Origin of the sequence: Pseudomonas syringae CC1557 (assembly GCF_000452705.1) — a bacterium.
Taxonomy (GTDB): domain Bacteria; phylum Pseudomonadota; class Gammaproteobacteria; order Pseudomonadales; family Pseudomonadaceae; genus Aquipseudomonas; species Aquipseudomonas syringae_F.
Window position 1 is genome coordinate 3,653,869 of record NZ_CP007014.1, and the last position, 15,486, is coordinate 3,669,354.

Consider the following 15,486-nt stretch of genomic DNA (forward strand, 5'->3'; position numbering starts at 1 on the left):
GGTTAGTCCGCCTTCGCGAGCAAACTCCCACAAGCAGCCGTGTGTAACCGGCACTTGTGGGAGTTCCACATTGTTTACGAAGCAGCAGCTGCACCCTGCACTCAGGACTTCGCTTCTTCACCCATCCGCTGCTGGTTCTTCTCGCCCATTTTCTTCGCGCGCTTTTCCAACACCAGGTACACCACCAGCGCCAGCAACAATGGCAGCAGGAAGTAGATGGCGCGGTAGCCGATCAGCGCAGCCAGCAGGCTGCCTTTTGAAAACTGATGCGAGAGCAAGGTGATGAACACTGTTTCCAGCACCCCTAGCCCGGCCGGGATATGGGTGATGACACCGGCGATGCTGCTGATCAACAGCACGCCCAGAATCGCCGGGTAAAACGCGCTGTCCGGCAACAGGGTGTAAATTACTGCTGCCATCAGTGACCAGTTCAGGGCACCCAGGCTTGCCTGCATCAACGCCTGTTTCATCGACGGCAGATTGAATTCCTGATCACGAATCGTCCATGAACGCTTTTTGGAAAACCGGCACGCCAGCAGGTAGGCGAAACACACCGCCAGCAGCCCGAAACCAATCAGTTGCAGGGTCGTGGTGCCAATCGACCATTCCTCGGGCAACTCCAGAAAGCGCATCGAAAACACAAAACCGGCCAGCAGCATGTAGCCCAGCCAGTTGGTGATCAGGCTCAGGCTGAGAATCCGGGTGATGGTCGAGACGTCGAGCCCCAGCCGCGAATACAGCCGATAGCGCAAGGCAATTCCGCCCACCCACGAACTGAGATTGAGGTTGAACGCATAACAGACGAACGTCACCGGCACGATCTGCTTGATCGATAATGTGTGGCGCGTGTAATAGCGCGCCAGGATGTCGAACCCGCAATAGGTCGCATAGCTGGCAAATGCGACAAAAGCGGCAATGGCCAGGGTGCTGGCCTTGTAGGATGCCAGTGCCTTCTTGACCTCCTGCCAGTCGAGGTTCTTGACCAGCAGAAACAGCAAGACCGGGACGGCAATGAAGAAAAACACATTGAAGACCCGCTTCGCCCATTTCCATTTGGCTCCGTGCGCACCTTTGGGCGCGCCGCTCGCGGCTTGGGTCATAAGGTTTTCTCCTGGTCCATCGGATGATTGTTCTGCTGCTCGATCACTTTCGCCTCCGGCACCACATCACCCGCCCGCAGCGGTTTGAGACGCACGCCATGGACTGGAAACAACCCGGCAATCGCCGGAAAACGGCGCAGAAAAAAGAAACTCAACACGATCATCGGCGCACGCCACCATTGACCGCGTGCCGCCCCTTTCAGACTCATCTGGGTGCTGTGCGCAGCCGCAAGCTCCATCAGATGGTCTTGAAGATGCTGATTGAGGTCTGGATCACGGATGAACAGATTGGCTTCCAGGTTCAACGCCAGGCTCAGCGGATCAAGGTTGCTGGAGCCCACCGTGGACCAGTCCCGATCAATCAACGCGACCTTGCCATGCAGCGCGCGCTGTTTGTATTCGTGAATGACCACGCCGTCCCGTAGCAGGTAGGTGTAGGTCAGGCGCGAGCAGACTCGCACGAACGGCATGTCTGGCTGGCCTTGCAGGATCAGCGTGACCTTCACGCCACGGCGCGAGGCATTGCGCAATTCCCGCAGAAAACGGTAGCTGGGGAAGAAGTAGGCATTGGCCAGGGTAATCCGCTCGGTCGCGCCACGAATCGCCTCAAGGTATTGCTCTTCAATGTCATTGGTATGCTCACCATTGTCACGCTCGGCGAGCAGCATGCTGGCGTTTCCGGCACGATCAAGCTTGAGCGGGATCGGCGTCAGCTTCGAGCGGACCGCGTCGCTGAGCATGCCCATCGCACTCTTGTGGATGTCGCCGACAATAGGGCCGCGCACGAGTACCGCGTAATCCTGCTTGGCGGTCAGGCCAGTGTCGGTCATATGATCGACGCTGTAATTGATGCCGCCGATAAAACCCAGCTCGCCATCGATCACCACCACCTTGCGGTGCAGGCGGCGGAACAGGTTAGTGCGCATGCCCATCAGCCGAGGCCGTGGATCGAACAGTTGGATATGCACGCCAGCGTCGATCATGGTTCTGACAAACGTCGAACTCAAGTCAGAAGTACCGTAATCATCCACCGTGATGACGACGTTCGCACCATTATTGGCGGCCTCTATCACCGCCTGTTGCAGGCCTTCGCCGATCCGGTCTTCAAAGATAATGAAGGTCTCGATCAGTACTTCTTTACGCGCGGCGCGTATGCGCTCGAACACGCTAGTGAAGAAGTCTTCGCCATTGATCAGCAGCTCTACCGAGTTGCCATCGCGCCACTGCCCTGTCGTATTGTTCATAAGGTCAACTCCACCGCCAGGGGTGCATGATCGGAAAGGTGAGACCACGGTCGACTCGACAACACTTTCGGTCTGTGGGAAGTCGCGTTACGTACGTAGATCCGGTCCAGCCGAAGCAACGGCCAACGCGCCGGAAAGCTTCTGGCAGGTGCCCCGAAGCGCTCCACAAAAACCTCGCGCAGTCCGGTGCCCTGTAACAAGCCATCGGCGCGCTGACGCCAGTCGTTGAAGTCACCGGCGACGATTACCGGTTCACCCTCGGGAAGCCGTTCCATGAGCTCGCCGAGCAACTTCAATTGCTGACGCCGATGACTCTCAAACAGCCCCAGGTGCACGCACACCGCATGTACCCGGCCAGCGTGCGGTACATCAAGGATGCAGTGCAGCAAGCCGCGCTGCTCGGTGCCATCGATGGAAATGTCGAGGTTCTCGTGCTGGATGATCGGGTATTTGGACAGCAGCGCGTTACCGTGATCGCCCTCCGGATACACCGCATTGCGGCCATAGGCGAAGTCGCTCCACATGGCGTCGGCCAGAAACTCGTACTGCGAAATCGTCGGCCAGCCCTTGACGCTGCGGGCGTGGCTCAGGTGTTCACCGTGCACCTCCTGAAGAAACACGATATCCGCCGATACACTGCGCACGGCTTCCCGCAACTCTGGAAGAATGAAGCGGCGATTGAAAATGCCAAAGCCCATGTGCATATTCATGGTCAGTACATTCAATGAAACGTTGGCAGATACCGGCGTTACCGGGCCGGCAGGCGGGTTGGCACTGGTCAAGACGCGCTCCTGGGTGAATATTCACGTTATATGAAGCCACCCATGCACACAGGTTCCATTCTGTGCCAATCCTGCTGCCAATCAGCCATATTCAGCGCTGGCGGTAGCGACCCTGAAAAAAATTCGGCCTAAATGAAACCCATCCCTGCGGCCGAGGGCCTAAACTGCTAACCGAGCCTGCAAAAAGCCACAAGGAATAAAACCGTGGATACACTGACTTCTCAACGCTACAGTTCCCGCGCCCGCTGGCTGCACTGGATCATGGCGATTCTGATTGTACTGGCGTACACGCTGATTCTGAGCCGCAGCCAATTCAGCAAGGGCTCCGACTACCGCACGCTGGTCGTGCAGAGCCATTTCTGGGTGGGCATTCTGATTCTGGTGATGGCGTTCTTTCGCGTTGCCGAGCGTCGACGTCACTGCCCGCCCGGCATTACCCCGCCGCTGGGAGGTGTGCTGCGCGCAGCAGCCACCCTGTCGCATTACGCCCTGTATGCGTTTCTGTTCGCACAGCCCATACTCGGCCTGCTGACGGTGATGGTGGAAAAAGGCGCGTTGCCGATTCCACTCACCGACCTGCAAATACCCTGGCCGCTCCCTACGTCGGACCATACAGCCGAGTACTTCGAAGACCTGCACAAGTTGCTGGGCAAGATTTTCTACTACGTGATCGGCCTGCATGTGATCGCCGCGCTCTGGCACCATCTCGTGCGCAAGGACAACACCCTCAAACGCATGCTGTAGCTCAGGAAGCGGAGAGAACCCGGGCAAGCGTAGCCTTTACCTTGCCCATACCGTCGCGTAGCGCCTGCTCGATTTCCGCCATGGTAATGACCGCTGTCGACTTGCCCGCCGCAGGATTGACCACCAGTGCCAGACACGCATAGTCCAGCTCCAGCTCGCGAGCCAAAGCCGCCTCGGGCATGCCAGTCATGCCGACGATGTCGCAGCCGTCACGCTCAAGGCGGATGATTTCCGCAACCGTTTCCAGACGTGGCCCCTGAGTGCAGGCATAGACGCCCCGGTCAGAAAATTCGCACCCTCCTGCTGCCAGCGCGGCGATCAATCGCGACCGCAGCGCTTCGCTGTAGGGGTAGCTGAAATCGATGTGCGTGACCTGCTCAAGATCATCGGCGAAGAAGGTGTGCTGACGACCACTGGTGTAATCGACCAGATCATGCGGTACGCAAAAATGCCCAGTGCCCATCGCAGGATGAATCCCGCCCACCGCGTTCACCGCCAGAATGGCTTCGGCACCGGCCTGCTTCAAGGCCCAGATATTGGCCCGGTAGTTGACTTGATGCGGCGGCAAGCGATGCGGATGACCATGACGTGCCAGAAACATCACTTCGCGACCGGCATAGTCGCCGATCTGGATTTCCCCGGAAGGCGTTCCATACGGTGTGTTCATCGGCAGCGACTGCCGAATGTTCAGACCTTCCAGTTGGGTCAGGCCAGTACCGCCAATAATCGCGTAAACAGTCATCGCAAGTCCTTAATCGATCAGTTGGGCGGCGCGCAACGCCTGTAGCGCGGCCAGCCAGCGTGGATGTTGCCGATATTCAGTGCCGAAAGTTGCCTGACCCTGCATGCGGGCGATACGGGGCGAAGGTTTGACCTTCATGCGTTGCGCCGCACTGAGCGCCAGCTCTGCGGCTGCGCGGTCGTTGCACACCAGCCCCATGTCACAGCCAGCAGTCAGCGCAGCTTCGATCCGGCTGGCGGCATCACCCACCACATGGGCACCGGCCATAGAAAGATCATCACTGAAGATAACACCGTCGAATTTCAGTTCATCGCGCAGGATGTCCTGCAGCCAGCGCCTTGAAAAACCCGCAGGCTGTGAATCGACTTTCGGGTAGATGACATGGGCGGGCATCACTGCCGCCAGTTGCTGGCTCAGGCGTGCAAACGGCACCAGGTCATTGGCGCGTAACTGTTCCAGACTGCGCTCATCATTGGGGATGGCCACATGAGAGTCGGCCTCAGCCCAACCATGCCCTGGGAAATGCTTGCCGGTGGCGGCCATGCCCGCCGCGTTCATGCCACGAATAAAGGCACCTGCCAACAAGGCAGCCCGCTCGGGATCACCCTCGAACGAGCGCGTCCCGACGACCGCGCTGCGCTGGTAGTCCAGATCCAGCACCGGAGCAAAACTCAGGTCCAGCCCGACTGCCAGTACTTCAGCTGCCATCACCCAGCCGCACTGTTCGGCCAGCGACTCTGCATCAGGCTTGTCGGCAATTGCGCGCATTGGCGGCAGACGCACGAAACCCTGTCGCAGGCGCTGCACCCGACCGCCCTCCTGGTCCACGGCCAGTAGCAGGTCCGGCCGAATGGCACGAATCGACGCGCTCAGCTCACGCACCTGACGCGGATGCTCGATATTACGGGCGAAGATAATCAAGCCGCCCACTTCGGGCTGGCGCAGAAACTGACGGTCTTCGCTGGTCAACCATGTACCGGCGACGTCGACCATCAGGGAGCCTTGAAGGCCAGAACTCATAGAAAAACCCTTACACACCAGTGCCTATGTCCAATCCGGGCATGGTGCTTGATCCTGAAGCGCGACGCAATGCGAGGGGGTACGCCGCCAGGCCCTCAGGCCTTGGCGACCGCAGGTGTGCCGGAGCTGCTTTTGGTCCGCGGCCTGAGCTGGGCGGCGATCATGCCAGGATCGGTGACGCCGGTGTCGGCACGCATGCCGGCAGCCAGAAACGGGACCATCAGGCGCATAACCTGTTCGATCGAGGTGTTGACGCCAAAGTCGGTCTCGGCAATCGCTCGCAAGGCCTTGATGCCAGACATGCTGAACGCTGCCGCGCCGAGCATGAAATGCACACGCCAGAACAGCTCGATGGGCGGGATACGAGGGGCGGCTTCGTTGACCAGCGTCATGTAGCGACGAAACACCTTGCCGTACATGTCTTCCAGATAGCGACGCAAGTGCCCCTGGCTCTGGCTGAATGCCAGTCCCAGCAAACGCATAAAAATCGACAGATCATTGTTGCTGCGCGGCTGCACAACCAGCGCCTGCTCGACAAGGATTTCCAGCAGCTCTTCGAGACTCGGCTTGTGCTCGGGCCTGGCCTGACGACGCTCCAGCTCGCGGTCGAGGCTGATGCAGAACGGACCGAGAAAGCGTGAGAAAACCGCCTGGATGAGCGCCTTTTTCGAGCCGAAGTGATAATTCACCGCAGCCAGATTGACCGAAGCCTTGCTGGTGATGAGACGCAAGGAAGTTTCAGCGAAACCTTTCTCTGCGAACAGCTGTTCTGCAGCATCAAGAATGCGTTCAACGGTTTCCGACTGGGCCATGGCTCTCTGCCTAACAAACGAACGTTTGAAACATACGTATCAGGCAGCCCGCTTGTCAAGCAGGCCCGTTCATTTTATGGCTGAACAGTCACAAACACAGGTGTTGAATGATGGAATGCAACTGAAAGCAGCTTCCTTATACGCACTTTGGCGCACGCATCTGCAACCACTCGGCGGTGAAACTGAAATGGATGATTGCCAATGGGCTTTCACTGTATATAATCCCAGTCACTGTATAAAAAGCCAGAGCGCCCCCTCATGATCAAACTGACGCCACGCCAGGCTGAAATCCTGGGTTTCATCAAACGCTGCCTCGAAGACAACGGCTTCCCGCCGACACGCGCGGAAATTGCTCAGGAACTGGGGTTCAAATCACCCAACGCAGCGGAAGAACACCTCAAGGCACTGGCTCGCAAGGGCGCCATCGAAATGACCCCAGGGGCCTCACGCGGTATCCGCATCCCTGGCTTCGAAGCCCGTGCCGACGAAAGCAGCCTGCCGGTCATCGGCCGTGTCGCTGCCGGTGCGCCGATTCTGGCTCAGCAGCACATAGAAGAGTCCTGCAACATCAACCCGGCCTTCTTTCACCCAAGCGCCAACTACCTGCTGCGCGTTCACGGCATGAGCATGAAGGACGTCGGTATTCTGGATGGCGACCTGCTGGCCGTGCACACCACCCGTGAGGCACGCAACGGCCAGATTGTAGTGGCCCGCATTGGTGACGAAGTGACCGTCAAGCGCTTCAAACGGGAAGGCAGCAAGGTCTGGCTGCTGGCTGAAAACCCTGATTTCGCACCCATCGAGGTGGATCTCAAGGATCAGGAACTGGTGATCGAAGGTTTGAGCGTCGGCGTCATTCGCCGCTAAAGGAGACGTTATGCAGTTCCATCAAGCACCGCATTCGCAATTGCCATTATTCGAGGCGTTTATGGCTCAGCCCATCGCCCCGATGCTTGCAGACGCAGTCGAAACACCCTGGAGCAACGAGCCAGAAGTTTTCAGTGAGCTGTCTTTGCGCGGTGCAGCCGGGAACTGCCTCAATCTTCTGGCGCCCATCCTCAGAGATTTGAGTGAAGAGACAGACGCTCGCTGGCTGACCCTGATCGCGCCGCCCTCAAGCCTCACACAGACCTGGCTGCGTGATGCAGGGCTGAACCGGGAGCGAATCCTGCTGCTTCAGCCGCGTGGCACACAAAGCGTGCTGGAGCTGACTCGCGAAGCGCTCAGACTTGGCAGGAGTCATACGGTGGTGAGCTGGATCAACCCGCTTGGCACGGCAGCGCGTCAGCAATTGATCAATGCAGCTAAAATCGGGGAAGCTCAAAGCCTGAACATCCGACTGGGCTGAGGGCCCGGTCATCGCAGTGTGTTCAGTGCAAGACGTGTGGAACGTCATCTTTCTCGATTTCACCTTCAGCCAGGCGTCCAGCCATTTGCACGCCCACGCTCAGCATGGCCTTGGCAACTTCAACATGCTGACCTTGCATGAACGCCTTGGCGTCAGCCGAAAAATCCAGCGTGACCAGCGAACCTTCGTCGTCAGCGCGACGCAGTTCGATACGGCCGTCCGGCAATTCGACAATTTCAAGAAAAGAGGTAGGCATTGTTACTGTTACTCCGCAATAGGCGGGCAGTGTAACAGCCTGCCAGCCTGTACTTCATGGGTTTTCAGCACTCGCTCAAGCCTTCGCGAAAGCGAATCGCCAACCCTTTCAACTGTTGGCGCCAACTTTCCAGCTCTTCACGTCCCAGTTCAGACTCCGGCTCGTCGTCCAGGTTCACCGCCAGAATCATTGGCTGGGTAACATCACCTTTTGGCTTTCTGGGTGCTCGCGGCGGCTCGAACAGCGCGTTGTAGGCTGCAATCAATTGCGCCAACCAGGTATGACGATGCTGGGCAAGCTCGACCAGCTCCGCCAGTTCAGGAATCGCCAGGCTGTTCAGCACGTCTTGTGTCAATACGTCTTCAGCGCGACGTGCGTTCGCCTGAGGCAGACGATAGAACCCGGCGATTTCATGGCACAGACCCAGCAACGCACCGTACAGGTGAAACAGCGCCGATTCACGCTCGGCCTGTAGCAGCGCCGGAGAGTTAACCACCTGCCCCTGCTCTGCCCTGCCCAGCGCTTCAAGCGCGAGCCCTGCGAAATAGATCTTCTGGTTGGTACGGGTATAGAGTTCACGAGCCATGGCGATACGCTCCATAACGATGGGATAAGACCAGCATAGCCGGTGCCATCGTGATCCAGGCACGGCACTGACCAGCCGCACTGAAACCGGCTTCCGGCACCGTAGCGCCGGAAACCTGACATCAACGCTTGTCTTCGACCTTCCAGGCGCTGCCGTCGTAGAACGCACGCCAGCCGGTAGGTTTACCTTCCACTTCAGTCTGGACGTATTGCTCTTTGGTCTTGCGACTGTAGCGGATGACGGTCGGGCGACCATCAGGGTCTTTCTTCGGTGCTTCGCAGAGGAAATGATACTTGGGATCGATTTCATCCTTGTGCGGGGCGATCTCCATGACCAGCGGCGCACGGGTTTCGCGGTTTTTCGGGAACTGGCTGGCAGCCAGGAACAGGCCCGAAGCGCCGTCACGCAGGATGTAGGTGTCGTCGACCTTGTCGCATTTGAGCTCTGGCATCTTCACCGGGTCCATCTTCGGTGGTGCCGCATCACCGCTTTTGAGCAGCTTGCGAGTGTTCTTGCACTCCGCGTTGGTGCAGCCGAAGAACTTGCCGAAACGGCCGGTCTTGAGCTGCATCTCGCTGCCGCACTTGTCACACTCAAGGCTCGGGCCTTCATAGCCCTTGATGCGATAAGTCCCTTCTTCGATCTCGTAGCCAGTGCAATCAGGGTTGTTACCGCAGATATGCAGCTTGTGCTTCTCGTCGAGCAGGTAAGCATCCATCGCCGTGCTGCAGATCGGGCAGCGATGCTTGCCGCGCAGTACTCGCGACTCGGATTCACCCTCATCGTCGTCGGCAATCTCGTCGCCAGGCGTCAGGTTAACCGTCGCCTTGCAACGCTCTTTAGGCGGCAGGCTGTAGCCGGAGCAACCGAGGAACACACCTGTCGAGGCGGTACGGATCTGCATCGGACGACCGCACACCTTGCACGGGATGTCGGTCATCACTGGCTGATTGGCACGCATGCCGCTGTCCGGCGCTTCGGCCACTTCCAGCTTCTTGCGGAAATCGCCGTAGAACTCGTCGAGTACGTTTTTCCAGTCGCGCTGACCTTTGGCCACGTCGTCGAGGTTTTCTTCCATTCCGGCGGTAAAGCCGTAGTCCATCAGGTTGGAGAAGCTCTCGGACAGGCGACCGGTAACGATGTCGCCCATCTTCTCCGAGTAGAAGCGGCGGTTATGCAGCGCCACGTAGCCACGGTCCTGAATGGTCGAAATGATCGCTGCATAGGTCGACGGGCGACCGATACCGCGTTTTTCCATTTCCTTGACCAGGCTCGCTTCCGAGTAACGCGCAGGCGGCTTGGTGAAGTGCTGGCTCGGATCGAGCGTATTCAGCTTCAGTACCTCGCCCTGCGCCATGTCCGGCAGCACGTCGTCATCGCCAGGCTTGGCCATCTGCGGCAGCGCACGGGTGTAACCGTCGAACTTCAGGATGCGACCTTTGGCACGCAATTCGAAGTCGCTGGCTGCAACGGTGACGGTGGTCGACAGGTATTGTGCCGGCAGCATCTGACAGGCCACGAACTGACGCCAGATGAGTTCGTAAAGGCGCTCGGCGTCACGCTCCATACCGGTCAGCTTGGACGGGTGAGTGTTGACGTCGGAAGGTCGGATCGCTTCGTGCGCCTCTTGCGCGCCTTCCTTGCTGCTGTAGACGTTCGGCGCTTCCGGCAGGTACTTCTTGCCGAATTCGCTTTCGATGTAGTCGCGCGCCATGCTGACTGCGTCGCTCGACAGATTGGTCGAGTCGGTACGCATGTAGGTGATGTAGCCCGCTTCGTACAAGCGCTGAGCCATCATCATGGTCTTTTTCACGCCGAAGCCAAGGCGGTTGCTGGCAGCCTGCTGCAAGGTCGACGTGATGAACGGAGCCGATGGTTTGCTGCTGGTCGGCTTGTCTTCACGCTTGACGATGCTATAGCTGGAAGTCTTGAGCTTTTCCAGGGCCGCCATGGCCTGGGCTTCGTTCAATGGCTTGAACGCTTCGCCCTTCTCTCTGGCGACTTCGAAGCGCACGTTGGCGCCCTTGGCCGTTCCCAGGTCAGCGTGGATTTCCCAGTACTCTTCGGGGTTGAAGGCGCGAATCTCACGCTCGCGTTCAACCACCAGCTTCACGGCGACCGATTGCACACGTCCGGCGGACAGACCACGGGCAACCTTCTGCCAGAGCAGTGGCGACACCATGTAGCCCACAACGCGGTCGAGGAAGCGACGCGCCTGCTGAGCGTTGACCCTTGCGATGTCCAGCTCGCCCGGTCGGGAAAATGCTTCCTGAATGGCTTTCTTGGTGATTTCGTTGAACACCACGCGCTTGTAGCGGCTGTCATCCCCACCGATGGCTTCGCGCAGGTGCCAGGCAATGGCTTCCCCTTCGCGGTCCAAGTCCGTCGCGAGATAGATGATGTCAGCATCCTTGGCGAGCTTGCGCAGCTCTTCGATGACCTTTTCCTTGCCTGGAAGGATCTCGTATTTGGCTTTCCAGCCGTGTTCCGGATCGACTCCCATACGCGAGACCAACTGGCGCTGAGCCTTTTCTTTCGGCGTCAGTACCGGGCCCTCGCCCGCAGCGGCCTTGCCACGCTTGGCGGCAGGATCTTTGGCAGCACTAGCCGAACCGCTGGTGGGCAGGTCTCGGATATGGCCGATACTCGACTTCACCACGTACTGGTTTCCCAAATACTTGTTGATGGTCTTGGCCTTAGCCGGGGATTCCACGATGACCAGCGATTTGCCCATGGATCAGAAAATTCCTGAATACTAGATGAAAGACAGTGAGGAGCTTGTAAAGGCCACGCTATATATAGTGGCTACAAGGTGAGGTCAAGCACAGCCTGTTGTGCCATTCCGTCTCACGTTCGGGAAAACAGGCTCGGTTCGGCCTCAACCAAAGCAAAGCGCGGGACGTGCTCCCCGTCAACCTCGACCGACTCGAGAAACATGTTCAAGGGGCGCACCCACATGCCGAAATCACCGTACAAAGCCTGATAGAACACAACTTCTTCTCCGGTCTCGGAATGCCTGGCAACACTGAAAACCCGATACTGCGGGCCTTTATAGTGGCGATAAAGCCCTGGTTGCAATCGCATGCTGCCGTCCTCTTGTAACACGTTCAAAACATTTGGTTAAAAAACTGTTTTTTCCAAAAAACAAAAGCCGGGGCACAAAGCCCCGGCTTGCATCACGCTCGGGAATCAGACGCGTTCGAAAACGGTCGCGATGCCCTGACCCAGACCAATACACATGGTGGACACGCCGAAGGTGCCGCCATTCTGCTTCATGACATTGAGCAAGGTGCCGGAGATGCGCGCACCGGAACATCCAAATGGATGGCCCAGAGCGATGGCGCCGCCGTGCAGGTTAACCTTCTCATTCATCTTGTCGAGTACTTTCAGATCTTTAAGCACCGGCAAGGCCTGTGCAGCGAAAGCCTCGTTGAGCTCGAAGAAGTCGATGTCGGCGATGCTCAGACCAGCACGCTTGAGTGCCTTCTGCGTTGCCGGAACCGGGCCATAGCCCATGATCGCGGGGTCGACGCCCGCCACTGCCATCGAACGAATCACCGCCATCGGCTGGATACCGAGGTCTTGGGCACGCTGCGCAGACATGACAATCATGCACGATGCGCCGTCGGTAATCTGCGAGGAAGTACCCGCCGTCACGGTCCCGCCTTTTGGGTTGAACGCCGGCTTAAGCGCCGCAAGACTTTCAAGCGTGGTATCCGGACGGATGGTTTCGTCGTAGTCGAAGACCTTGAGGAAGCCATTTTCGTCGTAACCCTGCATCGGGATGATCTCGTCCTTGAACTTGCCTTCGAGCGTCGCCTTGTGGGCAAGCTGGTGGGACCGCAGACCGAAGGCATCCTGCTGCTCGCGGGTGATGCCGTGCATCTTGCCCAGCATTTCGGCAGTCAGGCCCATCATCCCGGAAGCCTTGGCGGCGTACAGGGACATGTGTGGGTTCGGATCTACGCCATGCATCATGCTGACGTGGCCCATATGCTCCACGCCGCCAATCACGAACACATCGCCGTTATTGGTCATGATGGCCTGCGCCGCCGTGTGCAGCGCGCTCATCGACGAACCACACAGGCGACTGACCGTCTGGGCAGCCGAGGTGTGCGGGATCTGGGTCAGCAGCGACGCCATGCGCGCGATGTTCCAGCCCTGCTCCAGGGTCTGGTTGACGCAGCCCCAGATCACGTCTTCGACTTCCGCCGGGTCGACCTTGTCATTGCGCTCGAGCAACTTGCTGATCAGGTGCGCGGACATGTCTTCGGCGCGGGTGTTACGGTGCATGCCGCCCTTGGAGCGGCCCATCGGGGTGCGACCGAAGTCGACAATCACGACGTCTCTTGGATTAAGGCTCATACGTTCATACCTCGGAAGACGCTTGACCGAAGAAGCTCTGGCCGTTGGCGGCCATTTCGCGCAGCTTCGCGGTCGGTTGATACAGGGCACCCAGCTCGGCGTACCGGTCAGCCAGGGCAACAAATTCGGCCACACCGATGGAATCGATATAGCGCAGCGCACCGCCACGGAAAGGAGGGAAACCGATGCCGTAGATCAGACCCATGTCGGCTTCGGCAGCCGTCTCGACGATGCCGTCTTCCAGGCAGCGAACCGTTTCCAGGCAGAGCGGAATCATCATCCAGTTAACGATGTCTTCGTCAGTCACTTCGCGCTGTTCGTAGACAATCGGCTTGAGTATCTCCAGCACAGCCGGGTCGTTGACCTTTTTCGGCTTGCCCTTCTTGTCCGTCTCGTAGGCGTAGAAACCCTTGCCGTTCTTCTGACCCAGTCGCTTGGCTTCGTACAAGACGTCGATGGCCGAGCGGCGGTCGTCTTTCATGCGGTCCGGGAAACCTTCAGCCATCACGTCACGACCATGGTGGCCGGTGTCGATACCGACGACGTCCATCAGGTAGGCAGGCCCCATCGGCCAGCCGAACTTTTCCATGACCTTGTCGATGCGCACGAAGTCAACGCCTGCGCTGACCAGACGGGCGAAACCGCCGAAGTACGGGAACAGCACGCGATTGACCAGGAAGCCTGGGCAGTCGTTGACCACGATCGGGTTCTTGCCCATTTTTTTGGCGTAGGCAACGGTGGTTGCCACTGCTTCTTCGCTGGACTTCTCGCCGCGGATGACTTCAACCAGCGGCATCATGTGTACCGGATTGAAGAAGTGCATGCCGACGAAGTTTTCCGGACGCTTGAGGGCCTTTGCCAACAGGCTGATCGAGATAGTAGAGGTGTTGGAAGCCAGGATGGTGTTTTCACCTACATTGGCTTCGACCTCGGCCAGCACGGCCTGCTTGACCTTCGGATTTTCTACAACCGCTTCGACTACCAGATCGACAGTGCCGAAATCGCCGTAGGACAGCGTAGGACGAATCGCGTTTAGCGCTTCGGCCATCTTCGCAGCGGTCAGACGGCCTTTTTCCAGACGGCCGCCCAGTAACTTGGAGGCTTCGTTCAGCCCCAGCTGGATGGCTTCTTCGCGGATGTCCTTCATCAGGATCGGCGTGCCTTTGACCGCCGACTGATAGGCAATGCCGCCGCCCATAATGCCGGCGCCCAGAACGGCAGCCTGTTTCACGTCGCGAGCGACTTCATCGTAGGCCTTGGCTTTCTTTTTCAGCTCCTGATCGTTCAGGAACAGGCCGATCAGGCTCTGTGCAGCGGAGGTCTTGGCCATTTTCACGAAACCGGCGGCTTCGATTTCCAGCGCCTTGTCACGACCGAAGTTGGCGGCTTTCTGGATGGTCTTGATGGCTTCGACGGGGGCCGGATAATTGGGCCCGGCCTGACCTGCGACAAAACCCTTGGCGGTTTCGAATGCCATCATCTGCTCGATGGCATTCAGCTTGAGCTTGTCCAGTTTTGGCTGGCGTTTGGCTTTGTAATCGAACTCACCGGAAATGGCGCGCTGGATCAGATCAAGTGCCGCCGCCTGGAGTTTTTCAGGCGCAACCACCGCATCGACAGCACCGACTTTCAAAGCGTCTTCTGCTGCGTTTTCCTTGCCAGATGCGATCCATTCAATAGCGTTGTCAGCGCCGATGATGCGTGGCAGACGCACGGTGCCGCCGAAGCCCGGGTACAGGCCCAGCTTGACTTCAGGCAGGCCGATGCGCGCGCTGCTGGACATGACGCGGTAGTCAGCGGCCAGGCACATTTCCAGCCCGCCACCCAGCGCGATGCCGTTGATGGCTACGACGGTAGGTACACCAAGGTCTTCGAAGTCGCTGAAAATTCTGTTGGCTTCAAGATTGCCTGCCACCAGTTCGGCTTCCGGCAACTTGAAGTTGTCGACGAACTCGGTGATGTCGGCACCGACAATGAATGAATCCTTGCCACTGCTGACAATCACGCCCTTGACGGACGTGTCTGCCTTGATGGCATCCACCGCCTGGCGCAGTTCATTGAGGGTGAGACGGTTGAACTTGTTGACGGACTCACCCTTGAGGTCGAAATTCAATTCGACGATGCCACTTTCAAGAGCCTTAACCGTGATGGCTTTACCTTCGTAAATCATCAACTGATCTCCACGATATGGAAGCTGAACAATACTCGCCGAACGTTAACGTTCGACGAGGCTACGACGTCGCCGTCGATGAACACGCCAAATCACACGTATACCCGTTGCGACGTGGTAGCCAGGATTCTGTAAGAGCCGTCTGGCGACCAAACGCTCATTTCATACGCCCGTTTGATTTGGGTACGCACACCATCGGGCAAAACCGGACGATTGTCAATTCGACAGAACACTCAGAAAATTACGTGTCTGACGCAAGGTGTGGGCGCTTCGTAATGATGCTCCCGACTGACTCCGATTCGCTATCATTCGCCGGA

15 protein-coding genes are annotated in these 15,486 nt (G+C 58.2%); 3 read left to right on the top strand and 12 right to left on the bottom strand.

From position 1 onward, the window contains the following. Positions 1 to 101: 101 nt before the first annotated feature. From N018_RS16065 to N018_RS16075, 3 genes are read right to left on the bottom strand one after another with little or no spacing between them, the layout of a single operon-like run. Entirely contained in the window at positions 102 to 1,100 is a 999-nt protein-coding gene (locus N018_RS16065) for a lysylphosphatidylglycerol synthase domain-containing protein (RefSeq protein ID WP_024644077.1), read from the bottom strand. Continuing rightward, the gene (gene clsB / locus N018_RS16070) at positions 1,097 to 2,344 is read right to left on the bottom strand and encodes a cardiolipin synthase ClsB (RefSeq protein WP_025390200.1); all 1,248 of its coding nucleotides are present in this window, start codon (positions 2,342 to 2,344) and stop codon (positions 1,097 to 1,099) included. Before clsB ends, N018_RS16065 begins: the two co-directional genes overlap by 4 nt. Continuing rightward, positions 2,341 to 3,126, bottom strand: a complete 786-nt coding sequence (locus N018_RS16075) for an endonuclease/exonuclease/phosphatase family protein (RefSeq protein WP_024644075.1) — start codon at positions 3,124 to 3,126, stop codon at positions 2,341 to 2,343. Before N018_RS16075 ends, clsB begins: the two co-directional genes overlap by 4 nt. A 204-nt stretch (positions 3,127 to 3,330) precedes the next feature. On the opposite strand from N018_RS16075, the gene N018_RS16080 reads away from it, so the two are divergent. Then, a complete protein-coding gene (locus tag N018_RS16080) occupies positions 3,331 to 3,870 on the top strand; it encodes a cytochrome b (protein ID WP_025390201.1) in 540 nt (179 codons plus the stop codon). A 1-nt stretch (position 3,871) separates the two neighbouring features. Here the strand turns inward: N018_RS16080 and N018_RS16085 are convergent, their stop codons facing one another. The 3 genes from N018_RS16085 to psrA all read right to left on the bottom strand — a co-directional run bounded on the left by N018_RS16085 (position 3,872) and on the right by psrA (position 6,444). Continuing rightward, positions 3,872 to 4,612, bottom strand: coding sequence for an S-methyl-5'-thioinosine phosphorylase (locus N018_RS16085; RefSeq protein ID WP_025390202.1), 741 nt, complete (start codon positions 4,610 to 4,612; stop codon positions 3,872 to 3,874). 9 nt (positions 4,613 to 4,621) lie between these two features. Continuing rightward, complete coding sequence (gene nagZ / locus N018_RS16090; RefSeq protein WP_024644072.1) at positions 4,622 to 5,632, bottom strand: beta-N-acetylhexosaminidase; 1,011 nt, start codon at positions 5,630 to 5,632, stop codon at positions 4,622 to 4,624. 95 nt (positions 5,633 to 5,727) lie between these two features. Beyond that, positions 5,728 to 6,444 carry a transcriptional regulator PsrA gene (gene psrA, locus N018_RS16095; protein WP_024644071.1) on the bottom strand — a complete coding sequence of 239 codons (717 nt, stop codon included), beginning with the start codon at positions 6,442 to 6,444 and terminating at the stop codon, positions 5,728 to 5,730. 258 nt (positions 6,445 to 6,702) lie between these two features. Here psrA and lexA point away from each other — a divergent pair, with 258 nt between their 5' ends. Both lexA and sulA read left to right on the top strand, forming a co-directional pair. Next, the gene (gene lexA / locus N018_RS16100; protein WP_024644070.1) at positions 6,703 to 7,311 is read left to right on the top strand and encodes a transcriptional repressor LexA; all 609 of its coding nucleotides are present in this window, start codon (positions 6,703 to 6,705) and stop codon (positions 7,309 to 7,311) included. Positions 7,312 to 7,321: 10 nt separating this feature from the next. Further along, positions 7,322 to 7,792: an SOS-induced cell division inhibitor SulA gene (gene sulA / locus N018_RS16105; RefSeq protein ID WP_024644069.1), complete on the top strand. Its 471-nt coding sequence runs from the start codon at positions 7,322 to 7,324 to the stop codon at positions 7,790 to 7,792. 22 nt (positions 7,793 to 7,814) lie between these two features. Here sulA and N018_RS16110 read toward each other — a convergent pair whose 3' ends face one another. The 6 genes from N018_RS16110 to fadB form a co-directional block, all read right to left on the bottom strand. After that, positions 7,815 to 8,048, bottom strand: a complete 234-nt coding sequence (locus tag N018_RS16110; RefSeq protein WP_003315798.1) for a hypothetical protein — start codon at positions 8,046 to 8,048, stop codon at positions 7,815 to 7,817. Positions 8,049 to 8,112: 64 nt separating this feature from the next. After that, positions 8,113 to 8,634: a DUF6586 family protein gene (locus N018_RS16115; protein ID WP_024644068.1), complete on the bottom strand. Its 522-nt coding sequence runs from the start codon at positions 8,632 to 8,634 to the stop codon at positions 8,113 to 8,115. A 121-nt stretch (positions 8,635 to 8,755) separates the two neighbouring features. Further along, entirely contained in the window at positions 8,756 to 11,368 is a 2,613-nt protein-coding gene (gene topA, locus N018_RS16120; protein WP_025390203.1) for a type I DNA topoisomerase, read from the bottom strand. Positions 11,369 to 11,481: 113 nt separating this feature from the next. After that, positions 11,482 to 11,718, bottom strand: coding sequence for a DUF1653 domain-containing protein (locus tag N018_RS16125; RefSeq protein WP_024644066.1), 237 nt, complete (start codon positions 11,716 to 11,718; stop codon positions 11,482 to 11,484). A 105-nt stretch (positions 11,719 to 11,823) separates the two neighbouring features. Next, entirely contained in the window at positions 11,824 to 12,999 is a 1,176-nt protein-coding gene (fadA, locus tag N018_RS16130; protein WP_024644065.1) for an acetyl-CoA C-acyltransferase FadA, read from the bottom strand. A gap of 4 nt (positions 13,000 to 13,003) precedes the next feature. After that, positions 13,004 to 15,169: a fatty acid oxidation complex subunit alpha FadB gene (gene fadB, locus N018_RS16135; protein ID WP_025390204.1), complete on the bottom strand. Its 2,166-nt coding sequence runs from the start codon at positions 15,167 to 15,169 to the stop codon at positions 13,004 to 13,006. Positions 15,170 to 15,486: the final 317 nt, after the last annotated feature.

Coding starts and splice junctions, on each gene's coding strand:
- fadA (WP_024644065.1), bottom strand. CDS start 12,999: ATGAGCCTTAATCCAAGAGACGTCGTGATTGTCGACTTCGGTCGCACC.
- sulA (WP_024644069.1), top strand. CDS start 7,322: ATGCAGTTCCATCAAGCACCGCATTCGCAATTGCCATTATTCGAGGCG.
- lexA (WP_024644070.1), top strand. CDS start 6,703: ATGATCAAACTGACGCCACGCCAGGCTGAAATCCTGGGTTTCATCAAA.
- N018_RS16115 (WP_024644068.1), bottom strand. CDS start 8,634: ATGGCTCGTGAACTCTATACCCGTACCAACCAGAAGATCTATTTCGCA.
- N018_RS16110 (WP_003315798.1), bottom strand. CDS start 8,048: ATGCCTACCTCTTTTCTTGAAATTGTCGAATTGCCGGACGGCCGTATC.
- N018_RS16065 (WP_024644077.1), bottom strand. CDS start 1,100: ATGACCCAAGCCGCGAGCGGCGCGCCCAAAGGTGCGCACGGAGCCAAA.
- topA (WP_025390203.1), bottom strand. CDS start 11,368: ATGGGCAAATCGCTGGTCATCGTGGAATCCCCGGCTAAGGCCAAGACC.
- psrA (WP_024644071.1), bottom strand. CDS start 6,444: ATGGCCCAGTCGGAAACCGTTGAACGCATTCTTGATGCTGCAGAACAG.
- nagZ (WP_024644072.1), bottom strand. CDS start 5,632: ATGAGTTCTGGCCTTCAAGGCTCCCTGATGGTCGACGTCGCCGGTACA.
- N018_RS16085 (WP_025390202.1), bottom strand. CDS start 4,612: ATGACTGTTTACGCGATTATTGGCGGTACTGGCCTGACCCAACTGGAA.
- fadB (WP_025390204.1), bottom strand. CDS start 15,169: ATGATTTACGAAGGTAAAGCCATCACGGTTAAGGCTCTTGAAAGTGGC.
- N018_RS16125 (WP_024644066.1), bottom strand. CDS start 11,718: ATGCGATTGCAACCAGGGCTTTATCGCCACTATAAAGGCCCGCAGTAT.
- clsB (WP_025390200.1), bottom strand. CDS start 2,344: ATGAACAATACGACAGGGCAGTGGCGCGATGGCAACTCGGTAGAGCTG.